We start from the raw sequence: 18,227 nt of genomic DNA on the forward strand, positions 1-18,227 counted from the left end.
ACGAAGCATGACCCTTTTCCTCGAAAACGCCCGCCTGATCGACCCCGAGGCACTGACCGAAACTACCGGAAACGTGGTGATCGACGGCGACCGGATCGCGGCGATCGGCGACATGTCCGCGCCCGCCGATGCCGAGGTGATCGATTGCCGCGGCAAATGCCTCGCGCCGGGGATCGTCGATCTGGGGGTGAAGATCGGTGAGCCGGGCGAGCGCCACATGGAAAGCTTCCGCACGGCGGCGCTGGCCGCCGCAGCCGGGGGCGTGACCACCATCATCGCCCGTCCCGACACGCAGCCCGCCATCGATAATCCCGAGACGCTGGAATTCGTCACCCGCCGTGCAGCGGATGCGCCGGTGCGTATCCTCCATATGGCGGCGCTGACCAAGGGCCGCGACGGGCAGGAAATGACCGAGATCGGCTTTCTGAAAGATGCCGGCGCCGTGGCTTTCACCGATGTTACGCGCGTCTCGGATCAGACCAAGGTGCTGCAACGCGCCTTCACCTATGCGGCCCATCTGGGCGCTCTGGTGATCGGCCATCCGCAGGAACCGGTCCTGTCGAAAGGAGCGGCCGTCACCTCGGGCAAATTCGCCTCACTGCGCGGTCTTCCCGGCGTGTCCCCGATGGCCGAGCGGATGGGGCTCGACCGCGATCTTGCGCTGGTGGAGATGACGGGCCTCGCCTATCACGCCGACCAGATCACCACCGCGAAGGCCCTGCCCGCGCTGAGCCGTGCGAAGGCGGCGGGGCTTGATGTCACCGCCGGGGTCTCGATCCACCACCTGACGCTGAACGCGCTCGACGTGGGCGATTACCGAACCTTTTTCAAACTGACGCCGCCGCTGCGCGACGAGGAAGACCGGCTCGCGGTGATCGAGGCGGTGGCGGACGGAACGATCGACGTGATCTGCTCGCTCCACACGCCCGCCGACGAGGAATCCAAGCGCCTGCCCTTCGAAGAAGCGGCCTCTGGCGCGGTCGGGCTAGAGACGATCCTGCCTGCTGCGATGCGCCTGTATCATGCCGGTCAGCTGACCCTGCCGCAGCTGTTCCGAGCGATGTCGCTGAACCCGGCGAAGCGGCTCGGATTGCCGCAGGGGCGGCTTTCCGAGGGAGCTCCGGCAGACCTCGTGCTCTTCGATCCGGACGCGCCGTTCGTGCTCGACAGGTTTAAATTGCGCTCAAAATCGAAGAATACCCCCTTCGATACTGCTCGAATGGAAGGCAAAACGCTTGCCACATTCGTCGCAGGGGTGCAGGTTTATAACAACAATAACGACTCATAAATGAGGCGAGGGCAGGCACATGCCGGGAATTGAGAACGGGTCCGCATGGCTCGGGCTGGTGGCTGCACTGGGCTACCTGCTCGGATCCGTGCCCTTTGGGCTCGTTATCACCAAGCTTTTCAAACTGGGCGACCTGCGCAAGATCGGCTCCGGGAATATCGGCGCGACGAACGTCCTGCGCACCGGAAGCAAGAGCGCGGCGCTCGCGACCCTGCTCCTCGACAGCGGCAAAGGCGCGATCGCGGTTCTCATCGCGCGCTATGTGCTGGGAGAAACCGCCGCACAGGTGGCGGGCGCTGCGGCCTTCATCGGTCATATCTACCCGGTCTGGCTGCGCTTTCAGGGCGGCAAAGGGGTCGCGACCTTCCTCGGCACGATGATCGCGCTGGCCTGGCCTGTGGGTCTCGCGACATGCGCCGTCTGGCTGGTGACCGCGGTGGTAACGCGGATTTCTTCGCTCGCCGCACTTGTTTCGGCGGCGGCGACGGTACCGTTGGCCTATTTCCTCGGCTATCGCGAATTGATGATGCTGGCGGCGGGCCTGTCGGTGCTGATCTTCTGGCGCCACCGCACCAATATCGCACGCCTTGCAATGGGCACGGAGCCGAAGATCGGCAAGAAGACCTGAGCCACCTCAGACGTGCTGGCCCGCGTTCACCTCGATCTCGGTGCCGGTGACGTAGCTCGACGCGTCCGAGCACAGGAACCAGATCACATCCGCCACCTCCGACGGTTGGCCGAGCCTGCGCAACGGCAGGCTCTCGACGATCTTCTCGGTGCCGGGGCTGAGGATCGAGGTTTCGATCTCGCCCGGCGCGATCGCGTTCACGCGCACGCCGAGCGGCCCGAAATCATGCGCCATTTCGCGCGTCAGCGCCTTCAGTGCCGCCTTCGACGTGGAATAGGCCGCCCCCGCGAAAGGATGCACCCGCAGCCCGGCGATGGAGGTCACGTTGACCACAGCCCCCTGCGCCGCCGACAGTTCCTCGACCAACCCGCGCGCAAGCACGATGGAGGCGAAGAAATTGACGTGGAACACCTGCCCCCAGGTACGCAGATCGGTGTCGAGCGTATTGAGCCGCTCGCCCTCGGGCCCTTTGGGCGAAATCCCGGCATTGTTCACCAAGGCATGCAGCCGCCCGTCGATCCGGCTGCGAATATCTGCGATCGCGTCGATCACCTCGTCGGGCTTCGAGAGATCGACCTGAATGTGGTCTTCGCGGCCGCCGCCCCACGGGCATTGCTCGGGAAACGGTTGGCGCGAACAGGTAATCACGCGCCACCCCTCGGCTGCGAAACGTTTCACCGTGGCGTGGCCGATCCCGCGGCTCGCCCCTGTCAGCAGCATTACTTTGCGATCGTCCATCACTCGAACTCCCCGTCAGCGCGTTCCCGACCCTAGTCGGTTTTGGTCCGAGCGCAACGGCCCCGATTGCACCCTTCCAAACCCGGCGCGAACGGTCTAGCAAGATGAGATCACCCTGCCCGAGGACCAGCCAGATGAGAAAGCAGACCATGGATCGTGACTGGATTGCCACCGCCCGCACCCTCTCCGAAGCCCTGCCCTACCTGCAACGCTATTCCGGCGCCGTGGTCGTGGTGAAATTCGGCGGAAACGCGATGGGCGACGAAGAGGCGATGGCCGATTTCGCCCGCGATATCGTGCTGATGCGCCAGGTCGGTATCTTCCCGGTCGTGGTGCATGGCGGCGGGCCGATGATCAACGAGATGCTGGGCAAGCTCGGCATCGAGAGCCAGTGGGTCCGCGGCAAGCGCGTCACCGACAAGGCGACCGTCGAGGTGGTCGAGATGATCCTCTCGGGCCTCGTCAACAAGCGCATCGTGCAGGCGATCAACGATCAGGGCGGTCGTGCGGTCGGTATCTCGGGCAAGGACGACGACCTGATGGTCTGCGAGGCGGACGACCCGGAACTCGGTTTCGTCGGTCGTCCGGTCGAGATGAACGTGCAGGTGATCCGCGACCTCTACAACGCGGGCATGATCCCGGTGATCGCCCCGGTCGCGACCGGCATGGCCGATAACGAGACATTCAATGTCAATGGCGACACTGCGGCTGGCGCCATCGCGGGCGCGCTTCGCGCCGATCGCCTGCTCCTGCTGACCGACGTAGCGGGCGTCAAGAACAAGGCCGGCGAAGTGGTGACGCAGCTGACACCGGAAGACGTCACAGCGATGATCGCCGATGGCACCATCGCGGGCGGTATGATCCCTAAGGTCGAGACCGCGCTGAAAGCGGTCGAAGAGGGCGTGCGCGCGGTTGTCATCGTCGACGGGCGCGTTGCCAATGCCTGCCTGCTGGAACTGTTCACCGAACATGGGGCGGGCTCGATGATCCGCTCGACCGAGCCGCGGGTAAAACCGCGCGGTGAGTGAGACGCCGCCGGTGACTTTTCCGGCGATCGCGCCGCTCGCGGAGGCGCTCGCCCCGCATCGGCTGTTCGTATCGGGGCTGCTGCATGAGGGCAGCGAGACGATCGCGCTGATCTCCCCCGACGAGCCGGGGTTTTGGGCGCATGTCACCGCTCAGCCGGAATTCGCCGAGGACGTTCTCGATCCTCTGGATCGCTGGTCGGCACGGGTGATCGGCGCCATCGCACGGCAATTTGAAGCCCGCGCGCTTTTCCCCTTCACCGGTCCGCCCTGGCAGCCCTTCGTAAGCTGGGCCTTGAAAAGCGGACAGAGCTTCGCCTCGCCGGTCCACCTGATGTGCCATATGCATATGGGCCTCTGGGCCTCGGTACGGGGCGCGCTGGCCCTGCCCGGCTTGCTTCCGCTGCCCGCAGCCGCAGCCAATCCCTGCCTCGGTTGCCCCGCGCCCTGCGCCACCGCCTGCCCGGTCGACGCGCTCACGGCGGACGGTTACGACACGGCAAGCTGTCACGCGCATCTCGACCGCCCCGAGGGTGCGACCTGTCGCGATCTCGGCTGCCTTGCAAGACGCGCTTGCCCGGCAGGTGAAAGCTATGGCAGGCTGCCCCAGCAATCCGCATGGCATATGAGGCAGTTTCACCCATGACCCCGCTCGGCTATCGCCGCCTGATCCTGACCCGTCATGCGAAATCCAGCTGGGATGACCCGGCGATGGAGGATCGTGACCGCCCGCTGAATGGGCGTGGCCGAGCCGCCGCGCTGGAACTCGGCGATTTCCTCGCCTCGCGCGGGTTGGAGCCGGAAGAGGTGCTCTGCTCCTCGGCCACCCGCACCCGCGAGACGTGGGACCGGGTCGAACGCGCGGTGATCGAGACGCGGCCGCAGGTGAGCTATGTCGAAGACCTCTACCACGCCGCCCCCGAAATGATGCTGCAGGTCCTGCGCACCGCCTCCGCGCCGACGGTGATGATGCTGGGCCACAACCCGGGCATCGCGGAATTCGCCCATCGCCTGCCCGCGCGCGCCCTGCACGACCCCGATTTCCGCCGCTTCCCCACCTGTGCCACGCTGATCGTCGATTTCCAGATCGACAGCTGGGACGAGGTGCAGCCGGGACAGGGATCGGTGCTCGATTTCTTCACGCCGACCCGGCGCGGCTGATCGCGGCATTTCTCTCCCATGATCGTGACGTCGGGACACGGTTTTCTGTGGCCAGTCGCGCGCCGGTGCCCTATCTCTCGGGCGTAATCATCACAGGAGGGTTTCCATGTCCGCTCAAACGCCGAAACGCATCGCCGTCACCGGGGCTGCCGGTCAGATCTGCTACGCGCTGCTGTTTCGCATCGCCAAGGGGGATGTCTACGGTCCCGATCAACCGGTGATCTTGCAGCTTCTCGACCTGCCGCAGGCGCTCGACGCGGTGCGCGGCGTCGTGATGGAACTGGAAGACTGCGCTTTCCCGCTGCTCGCAGGGACAGTCGTGACCGATGACCCGGTGACCGCCTTCACCGATATCGATGCCGCGTTCTTCGTGGGCTCGCGCCCCCGCACCAAAGGCATGGAGCGCCGCGACCTGCTGTCGGCCAATGCCGAGATCTTCCGCGTGCAGGGTGAAGCGCTCGACAAGGCTGCCAAGCGCGACGCGAAATGCGTGGTCGTCGGCAATCCGGCCAACACCAACGCGATGATCCTCGCGGCCAACGCGCCGAACTTCCCCACCGAGAACATCACGGCGATGATCCGGCTCGACCATAACCGCGCGCTGACCCAGTTCGCGTCGAAAGCCGATCTGCATGTCGACGACATCGAGCGCTTCGTGGTCTGGGGCAACCACTCGCCCACCATGTTCGCCGATTGGACCGAAGCCGAAGCGAAGGGCCGCAAGCTCTCCGAGATTATCGGCGACGAGACCTGGTATCGCGAAACGCTGATCCCGCAGGTCGCCACCCGTGGCGCGGCGATCATTGAAGCGCGCGGCGCCTCCTCGGCCGCCTCCGCCGCGAATGCCGCGATCGATCACATGCATGACTGGATCCACGGCACCGATGGCAAATGGGTGTCGATGGCCGTGCCGTCGACCGGCCTCTACGGCATCCCCGAGGGGCTGATGGTCGGTCTGCCGGTGATCTGCAAGGATGGCCATTACGAGCGCGTCGAAGGGCTCGAGTTCAACGACTTCCAGAAAGAGATGATGGCGCGCACCGTCGGCGAACTGGAAGAAGAGCGCGAAGCGGTTTCCGACCTGCTTTAAATCAGACCCGAATATAGAACAGGGGCGGCACGAGTATTCGCGCCGCCCCCTTTTTAATTCTTCGCCTTGGCGGAAATATCCCATGGGGGTCTGGGGGTATGAAACCCCCAGCCTCTGCCCGCAGCCTTGGCTCAGTGCCCGAGGATCTGGCTCAGGAACTGCTGGGTCCGCTCGGATTTCGGGTTGTTGAAGAAGTCATGCGGGTTGTTCTGCTCGACGATCTGACCGTCGGCCATGAAGATCACCCGGTTCGCCACCGCCTGCGCGAAGCCCATCTCGTGGGTCACGCAGAGCATGGTCATCCCCTCTTCGGCCAGCTCGATCATCGTATCGAGCACTTCCTTGATCATCTCCGGATCGAGTGCCGAGGTCGGTTCGTCGAAGAGCATGATGCGCGGCTTCATGCACAGCGAACGCGCGATCGCCACACGCTGCTGCTGGCCGCCCGAGAGCTGGCCGGGATACTTGTCGGCCTGTTCGGGGATTTTCACCTTCTCGAGGTAATGCATCGCCGTCGCTTCGGCTTCCTTCTTGGGCGTCTTGCGCACCCAGATCGGGGCTAGCGTCAGATTCTCGAGGATCGTGAGATGCGGGAACAGGTTGAAGTGCTGGAACACCATGCCGACTTCCCGGCGGATCTTGTCGATGTTCTTCAGGTCGTTGGTCAGTTCGATTCCGTCGACGATGATCTTGCCCTGCTGGTGCTCCTCGAGCCGGTTGATGCAGCGGATCAGCGTCGATTTCCCCGAGCCGGAGGGCCCGGCGATGACGATGCGCTCGCCGCGCTGCACGGTCAGATCGATGTCGCGCAGGACGTGAAACTGGCCATACCACTTGTTCATGTTCTCGATCTGGATCGCAACCTCGTCGGAGACCTGCATGTGGCTGCGGTCGACCTGACGTTCGAAATGCGGTTCGGTCATTGTGTCTAGTCCCCGATTAATGGTTATCACGCTGCAGTCGACGCTCGAGAGACATCGAGTAGCGCGACATTGCGAAGTTCAGGATAAAGAAGATGGCGCCGACGAAGATGAAGGGCTCCCAGTAGATGCCTTTCCAGTTGAAGTCGGCGCGGATGAAGTCCGGGATGCCCTTGAGCGGGTCGAAGAGACCCACGAACACGACCAGCGTCGTATCCTTGAACATGCCGATGAAGGTCGAGACGATGCCCGGGATCGAGATCTTCAGCGCCTGCGGCAGGATGATCAGCCGCTGCGCCTTCCAGTAGTCGAGCCCCAGCGCATCCGCCGCTTCGTATTGGCCCCGCGGAAGTGCCGCGAGACCGCCGCGGATCACCTCGGCGATATAGGCCGCGGCGAAGAAGGTCACGAGGATCATCACCCGCAGGATGATGTCGAAATTCGTGCCCGGCGGCAGGAAGTAGTTCAGCAGCAGCGAGGCTACGAACAGCAGCGTGATCAGCGGCACGCCGCGGATGAACTCGATGAAGATCACCGAGAAGGCCTTGACCAGCGGCATGTCCGACTGACGCCCGAGTGCAAGGATGATCCCCAGCGGCAGCGACATCATGATGCCGCCTACGCCCAGCGTGATCGCCAGCAGGAAGCCCCCGAACTTGGCGGATTCCACCGGCTCGATCCCCCAGGGGAGGATCGCCTGCAGACCGCCGATCAGCGGGCCAACCACGAAGAGGAAATAGAGGATCGTCACGAAAGCACCGACCGAGAAGGCCGCGATGGAGCCGATGCGCGATGCGAGCAGCATCAAGATCGCCCCGCCCAGCAAGAAACCCGCGAACACCATGACCGGGGCCCAGCCGGTGCCGCCCCAGAGCAGCCATACGGCGAGGAACGGGTAGACCGGCGTGAACCACACCAGCGCACGCGGCACCCAGGTGAAGAGAAGCGGGCCGACCGCCACGAAGAGCAGCAGGAAAGCGAGAATCGGACGCCAGTAGAGCTCCGGCGGGTAGAAGCCGAAGATGAACTGGTGCCACCGCTCGCGGATCACCGCCCAGCAGGCGCCGGTCGCGCCTTCGCCGTAACGGTCGGTGATGATCGTGCGGCACTCCTTGATCGAGTTGGCGTCCCAGACGCCATGCAGGAACCACGGCAGGAAATGCATGACCAGCGTGTAGATCACCGCCACGCCCACAAGGGTCAGCAGCGTATTTAGCCAGCCCGAGAACAGGTTCTCGCGCAGCCATTGGACCGCTCCGGACTGCCCCGCGGGCGCCGGTTGCTGCGGCAGCATCGAGTCGCGGACATAGGCTACGGAATGGGCTTCGGTATCGCTCATCTCACCGCTCCTTCAGCTTCACGCGATTGTTGTAGACGTTCATCACGCCCGAGATCGTCAGCGAGATCGCGAGGTAGATCAGCATCATCAGCGTGATCGCCTCGAGCTCGCGCCCGGTCTGGTTCAGGGTGATGCCGCCCAACGTGCCGCGCAGTTCCAGGTAGCCCACGGCGATCGCGAGCGAGGAGTTCTTCGTCAGGTTCAGATATTGCGAGATCAGCGGCGGGATGATGACCCGCAGCGCCTGCGGCAGGATCACGAGGCTCATCGTGCGATTGGCCCGCAGACCCAGCGCAAAGGCGGCCTCGGTCTGGCCTTTCGAGATGGCGAGAATACCGGCGCGGACGATCTCGGCGATGAAGGCCGCCGTATAGAGCGACAGGCCCAGCCAGAGCGCCACGAAGGAGTTCGACACGTTCGTGCCGCCGGTAAAGTTGAAGCCCTTGATCTGCGGCTCTTCGGGATTGATGCCGAGCGCGATTGCGAGGATCAGCACCGGCCCGAGAATGATGAGGATGCTCTTCCACCACGTGGTCGGCCTCTTCCCGGTCGCCTCCTGTACTTTGGCGGCATGGGTCATAAGCCGCTTGTTCACCCAGATCGAGGCGATCAGCACGATCACGAGCGCGAGGAAGTCGAGCGAGATCGGCGCGAGCGCCGTGTCGAGCGATCCAAGCGAGCGGTCGAAATGCACCGCGGGGATCGCGGTATAGCGGTTGGTGAAGGCGACGGAGTCGAGGATCATCGACGCCTGCGCCTCGCCGGTCTGCTGGTTCACTTTGTAGGCGTTGGGCGACGGGGCCACATCGGTCAGCAGCGCGATCGCCACGAGGATCCAGAGCAACACCGGGATGTTACGGAAGACTTCGACATAGACGGTCATCAGCCGCGCCACGAGCCAGTTCTTCGAGAGGCGCAGCACGCCCACGAAGATCCCGATGATCGTCGCCGCGACGCAGCCTAGGAAGGACACCCAGAGCGTGTTGATCAGACCGACCAGCAGCGCGCGGCCGTGGCTCATGTCGTTGTTATACGGGATGATGGCATTGCCGATATCGTAACCGGCCCTCTGCCCGAGGAAGGAGAAATTGAAATCCTTCCCGAGATCGTTGAGGTTCTGGATCACATTGTCCACCAGCCATGCCGCGCCGCCCATCACGAGGATGAAGACGACCACCTGGATCGTCAGGGAGCGATAACGCGTGTCATAGATAAGCTGGCTGAGCCGGAAGCCCTGCTCCGGCGCGTCGGGCGCGCTTGTCATTCTTATTTCCCCTGTTGCCGCGTCGCTGTTTTTGTCAGGCCATTCTTACGGGCCCTTGCGGGGATGTCTCCCCTACGCACGGTCTCTTGAAAACGGATCAGGGGCGCGGATTGAACCGCGCCCCTGCCGGGCCCTCCTTAGCGGAAAGGAGGAGCGTACATCAGACCGCCCTGGGTCCATTGTGCGTTCAGGCCACGGGCCAGACCGATCGGGGTCTGCTCTCCGATGGTCGCAGCGAAGATCTCGCCGTAGTTGCCGTTGGCCTTGATGGCGTTGACGGCCCAGGTCTTGTCGAGGCCGATCATCGCGCCGAGGTCACCCTCGGTGCCGAGCAGGCGGTTGACTTCCGGATTGTCGGTGCCCTTGGCCAGCTCGTCGATATTGGCCGAGGTCACGCCGTATTCTTCGGCCGCGATCAGCGCGAAGACGGTCCAGCGGACGATGTCGGTCCACTGATCGTCGCCCTGACGGACGGCGGGAGCCAGCGGCTCTTTCGAGATGATTTCCGGCAGGATCACGTAATCCGACGGGTTCGCGAAAGCGGCGCGGGTGGCAGCGAGGCCGGACGCGTCGGTCGTGTAGGCGTCACAAGCGCCAGCGAGGAACTGTTGTTCGCCTTCGGCATTCGAATCAACCGTGATCGGCTGATAGGACATGTTGTTGGCCTTGAAGTAGTCGGCAAGGTTCAGCTCGGTCGTGGTGCCGGTCTGGATACAGATCGACGCGCCGTCGAGTTCCTTGGCCGAGGTCACGCCCGAGTCCTTGCGCACCATGAAGCCCTGACCGTCGTAGTAGTTGGTCGCGGTGAACTGGAGCTTGAGGTCGGTGTCGCGCGAGAAGGTCCAGGTGGTGTTACGTGCCAGCAGGTCCACTTCGCCCGAACCGAGCGCGGTGAAGCGCGTCTGGCCCGAGGTGGGAACATACTTAACCTTCGAGGGGTCGCCCAGCACAGCGGCGGCGACGGCCTGGCAGACCGCGACGTCGAAGCCGGACCAGTTACCGTTGGCATCCGGCGCGGCGAAGCCGACGAGACCGGTGTTCACGCCGCAGATCAGCTCTCCGCGCGATTTCACGTCATCGAGCGTGGCCGCGCCAGCCAGACCGGCAGTCAGCGTCGCAGCCGTCAGCGCGCCGAAAAAGACGGATTTCTTCATTTTTACCTCTTCCTGTTGTCGCCGCTCTGACAGAGCGGTTCTTGGTCCCTCACGGACCTGGTCGATCGTGTCCCATGACACGGAGTAACGAAAGTTTGGTCCATCCGATCAAAGAAGGTCAAGGCTAGTTTCCGGATTTCGTGAGGGTAGCTGCGCAAATCATCGGCAAGTGATGATGCTTTTGGCAGGTCCGTAAGCGGCGTAAGAATCCCGGGCGGTCACCTTTCGGCGAGCGACCAGATTCGAGCCGCGTCACACAGCGCCTCGCGCTTGTGTGCGGCGATCTCGGCCGCCTCTTCGTCCTCCCCCCATTGCGCGATCTGCCAATCCTCGTCGAGCCGCGAGAGCGCCCACGCCTCTTCCGCCGAGAGCCGACCGCGGGCTACCGCCAGCCCCAGAACGAGCGAGCCGGTGATGCCCACGAGATCGTGGAGCGCCGCGAGCGCGAACGGATCGAGGGCTGCGACTTCCGCTTCCAGCCGTGCCAGATGGTCCGCAGGCTGATCGACCGGCAGGATACCCGTCGTGACCTTGAGCGCTGCGCCATAGGTCTGCGCGGCCCACTCCAACAACGGATCCCATTTCTCTGCCTGAAGATCGACCAGCTCCGCCGGCGCCTCGGCGCGGTAGCACAGAAGATCGGTGCCGCCGAATTCGCAGACATGGGCGACCACCTCGGGATGCTGGCGCGCGACCTTGTCGATCGCGGCGTTGGCCGAACGGGTGACCGGCATCTTGTGGGGCTGGATCGCGCCGTCTTGCGCGTCCCATTCGGCGGCGATCGCCTCGGCATAGGCACGGGTCGGCACGGTCAGCGCGGCTTTCGCCGGCGTCTTCACCGCACGCCCGTCAAGCGCCACGCCGAAGCCTTCCGGACGCTCGGTGACGGTGGTTTCTTTCCAGAACCGTTTCGCCGCCCATTCGCTCATGCGCTCATCTCCCACAGGTCCAGAAGTGTCGTTTCCAGCGAGTCGAAATCATCGACCATCCAATGCGCGCCCGCAGCTTCGAGCAGGTGCGGCGCGTGGTAGCCCCAGCGCACGCCGATCGTCGCGACGCCCGCGCTGCGGCCCATCGCCATGTCGAAGCTAGTATCGCCGATCATCACCGCGTCGCGTGCGTCCACGCCGGTCTCGCTCAGCGCCGCGCCGATCATCGACGGGTGCGGCTTGGAGGGGTGATCGTCCGCCGTCTGCAGGCTGACGAACAGCCCTTCCAGCCCGTGATGCTCGATCAGCGCGCGCAACCCGCGGCGGGATTTCCCGGTGGCGACCGCCAGCAGCATGTCATCGCGCGCGGCGAGCTTGCGCAGGAGCGCCTCCGCCCCGGGATAGAGCGGTGCGGGAGAGGCGGCGCGGGTGGTCATGTAACTTTGCTTGTAGCCCTCGACGATGCGCGCCTGCGTCTCGGCATCGTGCTCGGGCGCGAGCCGTGCCACCGCGAGCGGCAGCGACAGGCCCACGATCTGGAGCACTTCGGACGCGGCCGGCGCGGGAAGGCCTGCCGCCTCGAACCCGAGCGTCATCGCGTGGGTGATATGATTCTGGCTGTCCGAGATCGTGCCGTCGACGTCGAAGATCGCAAGTTTCATGCTAGATCCTCGAACGGGTCGGCGGGCACGTCTTTCTCGTGCCAGTCCAGCAGGTCCCATGTCCGTTTCATATGTTCGGGCAGCGGCGCGGTCAGGGTGATCCGCTTGCCGCTGATCGGATGATCGAAGCTGATCTGGCGCGCATGCAAATGCAGCTTGCGGGAGATTTCTCCTCCCAGCTGCGCGCCCCAGCCATCGCCGAGATTCTCCTGACCCGAGCCGCCGTATTTGCCGTCACCGATGATCGGGTTGCCGATCTCGGCCATATGTGCGCGCAGCTGGTGGGTGCGCCCGGTGATCGGCACCAGCGCGACCCAGCTGACCCGCTGCCCGAGGATGTGCAGCGTGAAATAATCGGTAGTCGCGCGCTTGGCGCCCTCGGTCTTGTCGACCTTCGCGGGATGCACGCAGATCATCTTCTCGCCCTCGCCACCTCGGCCATGACCCGGCGCCTTCACGAGGCCGAAGCGGATCGTTCCGGTCTTCGGTTCGGGTGCGCCTGCGACGGCCGCCCAATAGATCTTGCGGGTGGTCTTACCGCGGAACGCCTCTGACAGGCGGCGCGCGACGCGGTCGGTGCGCGCGAGCAGCAGAACGCCGGAGGTGTCCTTGTCCAAGCGATGCACCAGCTTCGGCTTGTCCTTGTAGCCGAATTTCAGCGCCTCGCTCAGCCCGTCGACATGACGGTTGCCCTGCCCCGAGCCGCCCTGCGAGGGCAGCCCCGGCGGTTTGTTGAGCGCGATGATGTGTTCATCCTTCCACAGCACGCAGCTCTGGATGAATTTCGCATCCGCCTCCGAGATGCCCTCGGTCTTCGGCGCGGGCGCGGAATCGGGGATCGGCGGCACGCGGATTTCCTGCCCCGGCGCGACGCGCGAATTGGCCTTTACCCGGCCCTTGTCCACGCGCAGGTCGCCCTTGCGGCAAAACTTCTCGATCATGCCTTGGGACAGATGCGGAAACCGCTTTTTCAGGAACCGGTCGAGGCGCTGTTCGCCCTCTTCCTCGGTGACGGTGATATGCTGGACGCCGCTCATAGCATGGCCCTCATAAGTAGAATGCCCGCGACGAGGCCTAGAAGCCCCGCGCCGACCGACAGTCCGATATAGCTGACTGCCAATGTGACGTCGCCCTTCTCGATCAAGCGATAGGCTTCGAGCGAGAAGGAGGAGAAGGTCGTAAAGCCCCCGAGGAAGCCGGTCGCGAGGAAGGCGTTCCAATGAGTCAGCTGCTTGTCACCAAGGAATACCACGAGCGCGCCCATCAGGAACGAGCCGAGGATGTTCACCGTGATCACGCCCAGCGGGAAGGGCTGCGGGCCGAAGCTGCGCATCATCCCGACGCCCACGAGGTACCGCCCCGATGCGCCCATCGCGCCGCCAAGCGCGACCTGCAAGATCGTAGAAAGCATCGCTGTCTCCTTTGGCGCCGTAAGAGCGGTCACGGGCCTGAATGTCAAGATTTGCGCTGTTCGCGCAGCTTGGCAAACCAGTCGACCCGCTTTTTCAACTCGCGCTCGAAGCCACGCTCGACCGGCTGGTATAGGACCGAGCGCTTCATCGTGTCGGGGAAGTAGTTCTGCCCCGAGAACCCGTCCTCGGCGTCGTGGTCATAGGCGTAGCCCGCACCGTAGCCCTGTTCCGACATCAGCTTGGTCGGGGCGTTCAGAATATGCTTCGGCGGCGGCTCCGAGCCGGTCTTCTGCGCCTGCGCCCGCGCCCCCTTGTAGGCGACGTAGCCCGCGTTGGATTTTGGCGCGAGTGCGAGATAGATCACCGTCTGCGCCAGCGCCAGCTCCCCCTCGGGCGAGCCGATGCGCTCGTAGATTTCCCACGCGTGCAGCGCATGCGTCTGGGCCTGCGGATCGGCGAGCCCGATATCCTCCACCGCCATGCGCACGAAGCGCCGCGCGAGGTAGCGCGGATCCTCGCCGCCCTCCAGCATCCGCGCGAACCAATAGAGCGCGGCATCCGGGTCCGATCCGCGCACAGATTTATGGAGCGCCGAGATCAGGTTGTAATGCTCGTCGCCCGATTTGTCGTATTTCGCCGCGCGGCGCATCAGTCGGGTCGAGAGCGCGTCCGTGTCGAGATTGCCGGTCACTTTCCATGCCGCGACCTGCTCGACCAGGTTCAGAAGCGCGCGCCCGTCGCCATCGGCCATCTCCAGCAGCGCCTCGCGCGCCTTGCCGGTCAGCGGCAGGGGACGGCCGAGCGCCTTCTCGGCGCGCTGCGCGAGGCGTTCCAGGTCGGCGAGGTCGAGCCGCTCGAGTACCATGACCTGCGCCCGGCTCAGCACAGCGGCGTTCAGCTCGAAGCTCGGATTCTCGGTGGTGGCCCCCACCAGCATGATCGTGCCGTCTTCCATATGCGGCAGGAAGCTGTCCTGCTGCGCCTTGTTGAAACGGTGAATCTCGTCGACGAAGAGGAGCGTGCCCCTGCCCTGCCCGCGCCGAAGCTTGGCAGCTTCGAAGACTTTGCGCAGTTCCGGCACGCCGGTGAAGATTGCGGAAATCTGTACGAAGGCGCGGTCGGAGGCATCGGCCAGCAGTCGCGCGATGGTCGTTTTGCCGACGCCGGGCGGCCCCCAAAGGATCAGCGAGCCAAGCGAGCCCGCGGTCAGCATCGCACCCAGCGGCCCATCGGGGCCAAGCACCTGCTCCTGACCGATCACTTCACCCAGCGTTTTGGGGCGGATGCGATCGGCGAGCGGGCGCGGCGCTTCGGGCGCAGGCGCGGAGGGATCGGGGGGCGTGTCGAATAGGTCGGCCATGATGGCGTGAACCTAGTGATTAGCTCGGCTCACGAAAAGCCCCCGTGCGTGTGGGGTCGCACGGGAGCTCTGATCTCCCCCACGCTTTCAATGAAGGTTCTGGGAAAAGTCCATCGACACGACCTGGTTCTTGATCCCGTCGATCTCCATGACCGGCCCCATCGCCGTCATGTCCACTCCAACCCGACCCGCCCAACGCGGCCAATTCGCGTTCAGAAGAGTAAGGGCGGAGCTTGCGCCGAGTTGCCGGGCGGAATTGCCGATTTCCTGCACGAGACGCGCATGGACCTTGCGGCGCAGCGCCATCGGAACGTCATGCGACACGAAGAGACGCGAGCTTTCCCACACGGTCTCGCTGACCGGAGCTTCGTCATAGAGAAGATCTGACGGGATCGTCGCGAGTAGCCCACGCTGCGCATCGCGGATCATGTAGCTGTAGATCCCGCAGGTTGCCGTCGTGGGCGTGAGACGGTTGCCTGCCAGCACCTTGCCCAGTTCGTCATGGACCACCACCCAGCGGCTCGCCGGGGTGTCATACTGATCATATTCCATGCCCATCGCTTCAGGGAGGTCCCATTTGTTCTGGACGATGAAGAGCTCGCGACGTGCGCGCAGCATGTTTGCGAATAGCTCACCATGATTATGGAAATTGGTGAACGAAAGCGTAGTGGTCTGCATGTCTTCCTCCTGCAGGTTTAACACAGTACAGCCGTGCGGAGGGTCAACAACACTATAACAGGCGGAAATCCTTTGCGCGCTGAATAGCTTCGGCGGTCGTCCGAGCCATCAGTCTTGCGCGCGCAGAATTCAGCCGCGCCTTGAGCGCGCTTTCCGAAATTCCAAGTTTCGCGGCCGCCGCCGCGTGTCGGTCACCCCCAGCAACACAGCGCAGGGCTTCGATCTGAGCTCGCGTGAGTTCCTCAGGCGGTTGAGTCATATCGTGCATTTCACGCACGATAAGCTCGAAGGTCTCGATCTCGGTAAGGTCGAATTCCCGATCATCGCGCGCCATGCTTGCGATAGTACGGGACCGGATCGGGCCGCATGAGACTGTCGCCCCGTAGATAAGACCGTATTTCTTGGCCTCATCGAAGAGACGGAAAGGATCGGGTAGCCGCGGGTCGCTCCACCGGATTGCGCCGGTCTCGCTAAACCCCCAAGCAGTCATTGGGTCGCGGAGCACATAGCCGTTTGCGGTGTAATGATCGAGCCAAGCCTTGTCGTAAGTCTGGAACGTCATCAGCGGCGCCGTAAAACGAATATGCAGTCCAACAAAATAACCACCTGGAGCTAAACGATCCAAGTCACGGAGTTTCAAATCGATTCTGCTCTGTATCGACATATCTTTTTAGACAGTTTGGAATTAACCCGGTCAACTTAAAAGTGTTCGCGCCCTGCGGAGTTCGCTCCGACAGTGGCTTTACGTCCCCACTCGCCCTCGCGTTTACACTCGCGAAAGCTTCACACCTGCGCAATAACCTTTTGCGCGAGAATTGCGTGAAAATGCAGGCGGAAATAAGAAAATCCCGCCTAAAAGGCGGGATTTCCCAGTACTCGTTGATTTCGAAGGGAAATCATCTGCGAGGATCAATCCTCTGCAGCCTCTTCGGCTTCGACGCGTGCTTTATCTGCAGCACCTTTGGCGTCCAGATCGCGGTCGACGAATTCGATGATCGCCATCGGCGCCATGTCGCCGTAACGGAAACCGGCTTTCAAAATGCGAACGTAGCCGCCCTGACGCTCCTTGTAGCGCGGGCCGAGGATGTCGAACAGCTTCGCGACATACTGGTCCTGCTTGAGCTGCGAGGCCGCCTGACGGCGAGCGTGCAGATCGCCGCGCTTGGCGAGCGTGACCAGCTTCTCGATGACCGGGCGCAGTTCTTTCGCCTTCGGCAGGGTCGTCTTGATCTGCTCGTGCTCGATCAGCGAGCCAGCCATGTTGGCGAAGAGCGCCTTGCGGTGCTCATGGGTACGGTTGAGGCGGCGGTAGCCACGTGCGTGACGCATTGTCATTCTCCAATCTTGCGTTTTGCTTTGTCAGGCCGGCGATGCGTGTCACCGACTCACCTTGGGGTCTTGTGACCCAGATAGTCCCCGGCAGTCCGGGCATTGGAGGGGCGTTTAGCCAACGCCCCTCAATTCGTCAATCAGAACTGGTCTTCGAAACGCTTGGCCAGATCTTCGATGTTCTCCGGCGGCCAATCTTCGACTTCCATCCCGAGATGCAGACCCATGCCCGAGAGCACTTCCTTGATCTCGTTCAGCGACTTGCGGCCGAAGTTCGGGGTGCGGAGCATCTCGGCTTCGGTTTTCTGGATCAGGTCGCCGATATAGACGATGTTGTCGTTCTTCAGGCAGTTCGCCGAACGCACGGACAGTTCCAGCTCGTCCACTTTCTTCAGCAGAAGCGGGTTGAACTCGAGACCGTCGTCCTGGTCCTGCTTGCCAGCCGATTCCGGCTCTTCGAAGTTGACGAAGATCGAAAGCTGGTCCTGCAGGATGCGGGCGGCGAAGGCCACCGCGTCCTCGGCCGACAGCGAACCGTCGGTCTCGACCTTCATGGTCAGCTTGTCATAGTCCAGAACCTGACCTTCACGGGTCGGCTGCACTTCGTAGGCGACTTTCTTGACCGGCGAATAGATCGCGTCGACGGGGATCAGGCCGATGGGCGCATCCTCGGGACGGTTCTTGTCGGCGGCGACGTAGCCCTTGCCGGTGTTCACGGTCAATTCCATGAACAGGTCGGCGCCATCGTCGAGGTGGCAGATCACGTGATCCTTGTTCAGGACCTCGATGCCCGCGGTCTCGGTAATGTCGCCAGCGGTCACGACGCCCGGGCCCTTGGCCGAGATCGAGAGGCGCTTCGGACCTTCAACGTCCATACGCAGAGCAACGCCCTTGAGGTTCAGGACGATATCGGTCACGTCTTCACGAACGCCCGCGACCGACGAGAACTCGTGCAGCACGTTGTCGATCTGGACGCTGGTGATCGCGGCGCCCTGAAGCGACGAGAGCAGTACGCGGCGCAGCGCGTTGCCGAGCGTCAGGCCAAAGCCACGCTCGAGCGGTTCGGCGACGATCGTCGCCTGACGCAGCGGGTCGTTGCCGGGCTTGATTTCAAGCTGCGTCGGCTTGATGAGTTCAGCCCAATTCTTGTGGATCATGCGTTTGCCTCCATACCTGTCCCAGACCCATGCCCAAAGTCGGGGACGCCCGAGGATAAAACCGAAAAATGCGGTCGGGCCGCACGGGAATCC

General features: G+C 63.4%; 20 protein-coding genes. 6 read left to right on the forward strand and 14 right to left on the reverse strand.

What is annotated here, in order from left to right; all coding sequences use genetic code 11:
• The first annotated feature begins 7 nt into the window (after positions 1-7).
• Complete coding sequence (gene pyrC / locus B6V75_RS15895; RefSeq protein ID WP_075775966.1) at positions 8-1,288, forward strand: dihydroorotase; 1,281 nt, start codon at positions 8-10, stop codon at positions 1,286-1,288.
• Positions 1,289-1,307: 19 nt separating this feature from the next.
• On the forward strand, positions 1,308-1,916 hold the full coding sequence (gene plsY, locus B6V75_RS15900; protein WP_075775965.1) for a glycerol-3-phosphate 1-O-acyltransferase PlsY: 609 nt from the start codon (positions 1,308-1,310) through the stop codon (positions 1,914-1,916).
• A 6-nt stretch (positions 1,917-1,922) separates the two neighbouring features.
• Here the strand turns inward: plsY and B6V75_RS15905 are convergent, their stop codons facing one another.
• Entirely contained in the window at positions 1,923-2,654 is a 732-nt protein-coding gene (locus B6V75_RS15905; RefSeq protein ID WP_088720335.1) for an SDR family oxidoreductase, read from the reverse strand.
• Between the two features lie 149 nt (positions 2,655-2,803).
• Between B6V75_RS15905 and argB the strand changes: the two genes are divergently transcribed.
• The 4 genes from argB (at position 2,804) to B6V75_RS15925 (ending at position 5,930) form a co-directional block, all read left to right on the forward strand.
• On the forward strand, positions 2,804-3,682 hold the full coding sequence (gene argB, locus B6V75_RS15910; RefSeq protein ID WP_075775963.1) for an acetylglutamate kinase: 879 nt from the start codon (positions 2,804-2,806) through the stop codon (positions 3,680-3,682).
• On the forward strand, positions 3,675-4,325 hold the full coding sequence (locus tag B6V75_RS15915; RefSeq protein WP_240496984.1) for a ferredoxin: 651 nt from the start codon (positions 3,675-3,677) through the stop codon (positions 4,323-4,325). Before argB ends, B6V75_RS15915 begins: the two co-directional genes overlap by 8 nt.
• Positions 4,322-4,840, forward strand: a complete 519-nt coding sequence (locus tag B6V75_RS15920) for a histidine phosphatase family protein (RefSeq protein ID WP_075775961.1) — start codon at positions 4,322-4,324, stop codon at positions 4,838-4,840. Before B6V75_RS15915 ends, B6V75_RS15920 begins: the two co-directional genes overlap by 4 nt.
• 106 nt (positions 4,841-4,946) lie before the next feature.
• Positions 4,947-5,930: a malate dehydrogenase gene (locus B6V75_RS15925; protein WP_075775960.1), complete on the forward strand. Its 984-nt coding sequence runs from the start codon at positions 4,947-4,949 to the stop codon at positions 5,928-5,930.
• Positions 5,931-6,061: 131 nt separating this feature from the next.
• Here B6V75_RS15925 and B6V75_RS15930 read toward each other — a convergent pair whose 3' ends face one another.
• From B6V75_RS15930 to B6V75_RS15990, 13 genes are all read right to left on the reverse strand, one after another.
• Entirely contained in the window at positions 6,062-6,853 is a 792-nt protein-coding gene (locus B6V75_RS15930) for an amino acid ABC transporter ATP-binding protein (protein WP_075775959.1), read from the reverse strand.
• A gap of 16 nt (positions 6,854-6,869) precedes the next feature.
• Positions 6,870-8,189, reverse strand: a complete 1,320-nt coding sequence (locus tag B6V75_RS15935) for an amino acid ABC transporter permease (RefSeq protein ID WP_088720336.1) — start codon at positions 8,187-8,189, stop codon at positions 6,870-6,872.
• A 1-nt stretch (position 8,190) separates the two neighbouring features.
• Complete coding sequence (locus tag B6V75_RS15940; RefSeq protein WP_075775957.1) at positions 8,191-9,453, reverse strand: ABC transporter permease subunit; 1,263 nt, start codon at positions 9,451-9,453, stop codon at positions 8,191-8,193.
• A gap of 137 nt (positions 9,454-9,590) precedes the next feature.
• The gene (locus B6V75_RS15945; protein ID WP_075775956.1) at positions 9,591-10,607 is read right to left on the reverse strand and encodes an amino acid ABC transporter substrate-binding protein; all 1,017 of its coding nucleotides are present in this window, start codon (positions 10,605-10,607) and stop codon (positions 9,591-9,593) included.
• A 218-nt stretch (positions 10,608-10,825) separates the two neighbouring features.
• Positions 10,826-11,536 (reverse strand): ATP12 family protein, encoded by a 711-nt coding sequence (locus B6V75_RS15950; protein ID WP_088720337.1) that lies wholly within the window; start codon positions 11,534-11,536, stop codon positions 10,826-10,828.
• Complete coding sequence (locus B6V75_RS15955) at positions 11,533-12,198, reverse strand: HAD-IA family hydrolase (RefSeq protein ID WP_088720338.1); 666 nt, start codon at positions 12,196-12,198, stop codon at positions 11,533-11,535. The genes B6V75_RS15950 and B6V75_RS15955 overlap by 4 nt, the downstream gene beginning before the upstream one ends.
• On the reverse strand, positions 12,195-13,235 hold the full coding sequence (locus B6V75_RS15960) for an RluA family pseudouridine synthase (protein ID WP_088720339.1): 1,041 nt from the start codon (positions 13,233-13,235) through the stop codon (positions 12,195-12,197). The genes B6V75_RS15955 and B6V75_RS15960 overlap by 4 nt, the downstream gene beginning before the upstream one ends.
• The gene (gene crcB / locus B6V75_RS15965) at positions 13,232-13,609 is read right to left on the reverse strand and encodes a fluoride efflux transporter CrcB (protein ID WP_075775952.1); all 378 of its coding nucleotides are present in this window, start codon (positions 13,607-13,609) and stop codon (positions 13,232-13,234) included. Before crcB ends, B6V75_RS15960 begins: the two co-directional genes overlap by 4 nt.
• A 44-nt stretch (positions 13,610-13,653) precedes the next feature.
• Positions 13,654-14,970 carry a replication-associated recombination protein A gene (locus B6V75_RS15970; protein ID WP_088720340.1) on the reverse strand — a complete coding sequence of 439 codons (1,317 nt, stop codon included), beginning with the start codon at positions 14,968-14,970 and terminating at the stop codon, positions 13,654-13,656.
• Positions 14,971-15,057: 87 nt separating this feature from the next.
• Positions 15,058-15,648, reverse strand: a complete 591-nt coding sequence (locus B6V75_RS15975; RefSeq protein WP_075775950.1) for an acyl-homoserine-lactone synthase — start codon at positions 15,646-15,648, stop codon at positions 15,058-15,060.
• 52 nt (positions 15,649-15,700) lie between these two features.
• Complete coding sequence (locus tag B6V75_RS15980; protein WP_075775949.1) at positions 15,701-16,312, reverse strand: autoinducer binding domain-containing protein; 612 nt, start codon at positions 16,310-16,312, stop codon at positions 15,701-15,703.
• A 245-nt stretch (positions 16,313-16,557) separates the two neighbouring features.
• Complete coding sequence (gene rplQ / locus B6V75_RS15985; protein ID WP_075776021.1) at positions 16,558-16,977, reverse strand: 50S ribosomal protein L17; 420 nt, start codon at positions 16,975-16,977, stop codon at positions 16,558-16,560.
• A gap of 140 nt (positions 16,978-17,117) precedes the next feature.
• On the reverse strand, positions 17,118-18,134 hold the full coding sequence (locus B6V75_RS15990; RefSeq protein WP_075775948.1) for a DNA-directed RNA polymerase subunit alpha: 1,017 nt from the start codon (positions 18,132-18,134) through the stop codon (positions 17,118-17,120).
• Between the last annotated feature and the right edge of the window lie 93 nt (positions 18,135-18,227).

Source organism: Thioclava sp. F1Mire-8 (genome assembly GCF_002213165.1).
GTDB lineage: Bacteria > Pseudomonadota > Alphaproteobacteria > Rhodobacterales > Rhodobacteraceae > Thioclava > Thioclava nitratireducens.

Excerpts from the sequence above, each read along its gene's own strand:
- pyrC (WP_075775966.1), top strand. The coding sequence starts at position 8 with ATGACCCTTTTCCTCGAAAACGCCCGCCTGATCGACCCCGAGGCACTG.
- plsY (WP_075775965.1), top strand. The coding sequence starts at position 1,308 with ATGCCGGGAATTGAGAACGGGTCCGCATGGCTCGGGCTGGTGGCTGCA.
- B6V75_RS15905 (WP_088720335.1), bottom strand. The coding sequence starts at position 2,654 with ATGGACGATCGCAAAGTAATGCTGCTGACAGGGGCGAGCCGCGGGATC.
- argB (WP_075775963.1), top strand. The coding sequence starts at position 2,804 with ATGGATCGTGACTGGATTGCCACCGCCCGCACCCTCTCCGAAGCCCTG.
- B6V75_RS15920 (WP_075775961.1), top strand. The coding sequence starts at position 4,322 with ATGACCCCGCTCGGCTATCGCCGCCTGATCCTGACCCGTCATGCGAAA.
- B6V75_RS15925 (WP_075775960.1), top strand. The coding sequence starts at position 4,947 with ATGTCCGCTCAAACGCCGAAACGCATCGCCGTCACCGGGGCTGCCGGT.
- B6V75_RS15930 (WP_075775959.1), bottom strand. The coding sequence starts at position 6,853 with ATGACCGAACCGCATTTCGAACGTCAGGTCGACCGCAGCCACATGCAG.
- B6V75_RS15935 (WP_088720336.1), bottom strand. The coding sequence starts at position 8,189 with ATGAGCGATACCGAAGCCCATTCCGTAGCCTATGTCCGCGACTCGATG.
- B6V75_RS15940 (WP_075775957.1), bottom strand. The coding sequence starts at position 9,453 with ATGACAAGCGCGCCCGACGCGCCGGAGCAGGGCTTCCGGCTCAGCCAG.
- B6V75_RS15945 (WP_075775956.1), bottom strand. The coding sequence starts at position 10,607 with ATGAAGAAATCCGTCTTTTTCGGCGCGCTGACGGCTGCGACGCTGACT.
- B6V75_RS15950 (WP_088720337.1), bottom strand. The coding sequence starts at position 11,536 with ATGAGCGAATGGGCGGCGAAACGGTTCTGGAAAGAAACCACCGTCACC.
- B6V75_RS15955 (WP_088720338.1), bottom strand. The coding sequence starts at position 12,198 with ATGAAACTTGCGATCTTCGACGTCGACGGCACGATCTCGGACAGCCAG.
- B6V75_RS15960 (WP_088720339.1), bottom strand. The coding sequence starts at position 13,235 with ATGAGCGGCGTCCAGCATATCACCGTCACCGAGGAAGAGGGCGAACAG.
- crcB (WP_075775952.1), bottom strand. The coding sequence starts at position 13,609 with ATGCTTTCTACGATCTTGCAGGTCGCGCTTGGCGGCGCGATGGGCGCA.
- B6V75_RS15970 (WP_088720340.1), bottom strand. The coding sequence starts at position 14,970 with ATGGCCGACCTATTCGACACGCCCCCCGATCCCTCCGCGCCTGCGCCC.
- B6V75_RS15975 (WP_075775950.1), bottom strand. The coding sequence starts at position 15,648 with ATGCAGACCACTACGCTTTCGTTCACCAATTTCCATAATCATGGTGAG.
- B6V75_RS15980 (WP_075775949.1), bottom strand. The coding sequence starts at position 16,312 with ATGTCGATACAGAGCAGAATCGATTTGAAACTCCGTGACTTGGATCGT.
- rplQ (WP_075776021.1), bottom strand. The coding sequence starts at position 16,977 with ATGCGTCACGCACGTGGCTACCGCCGCCTCAACCGTACCCATGAGCAC.
- B6V75_RS15990 (WP_075775948.1), bottom strand. The coding sequence starts at position 18,134 with ATGATCCACAAGAATTGGGCTGAACTCATCAAGCCGACGCAGCTTGAA.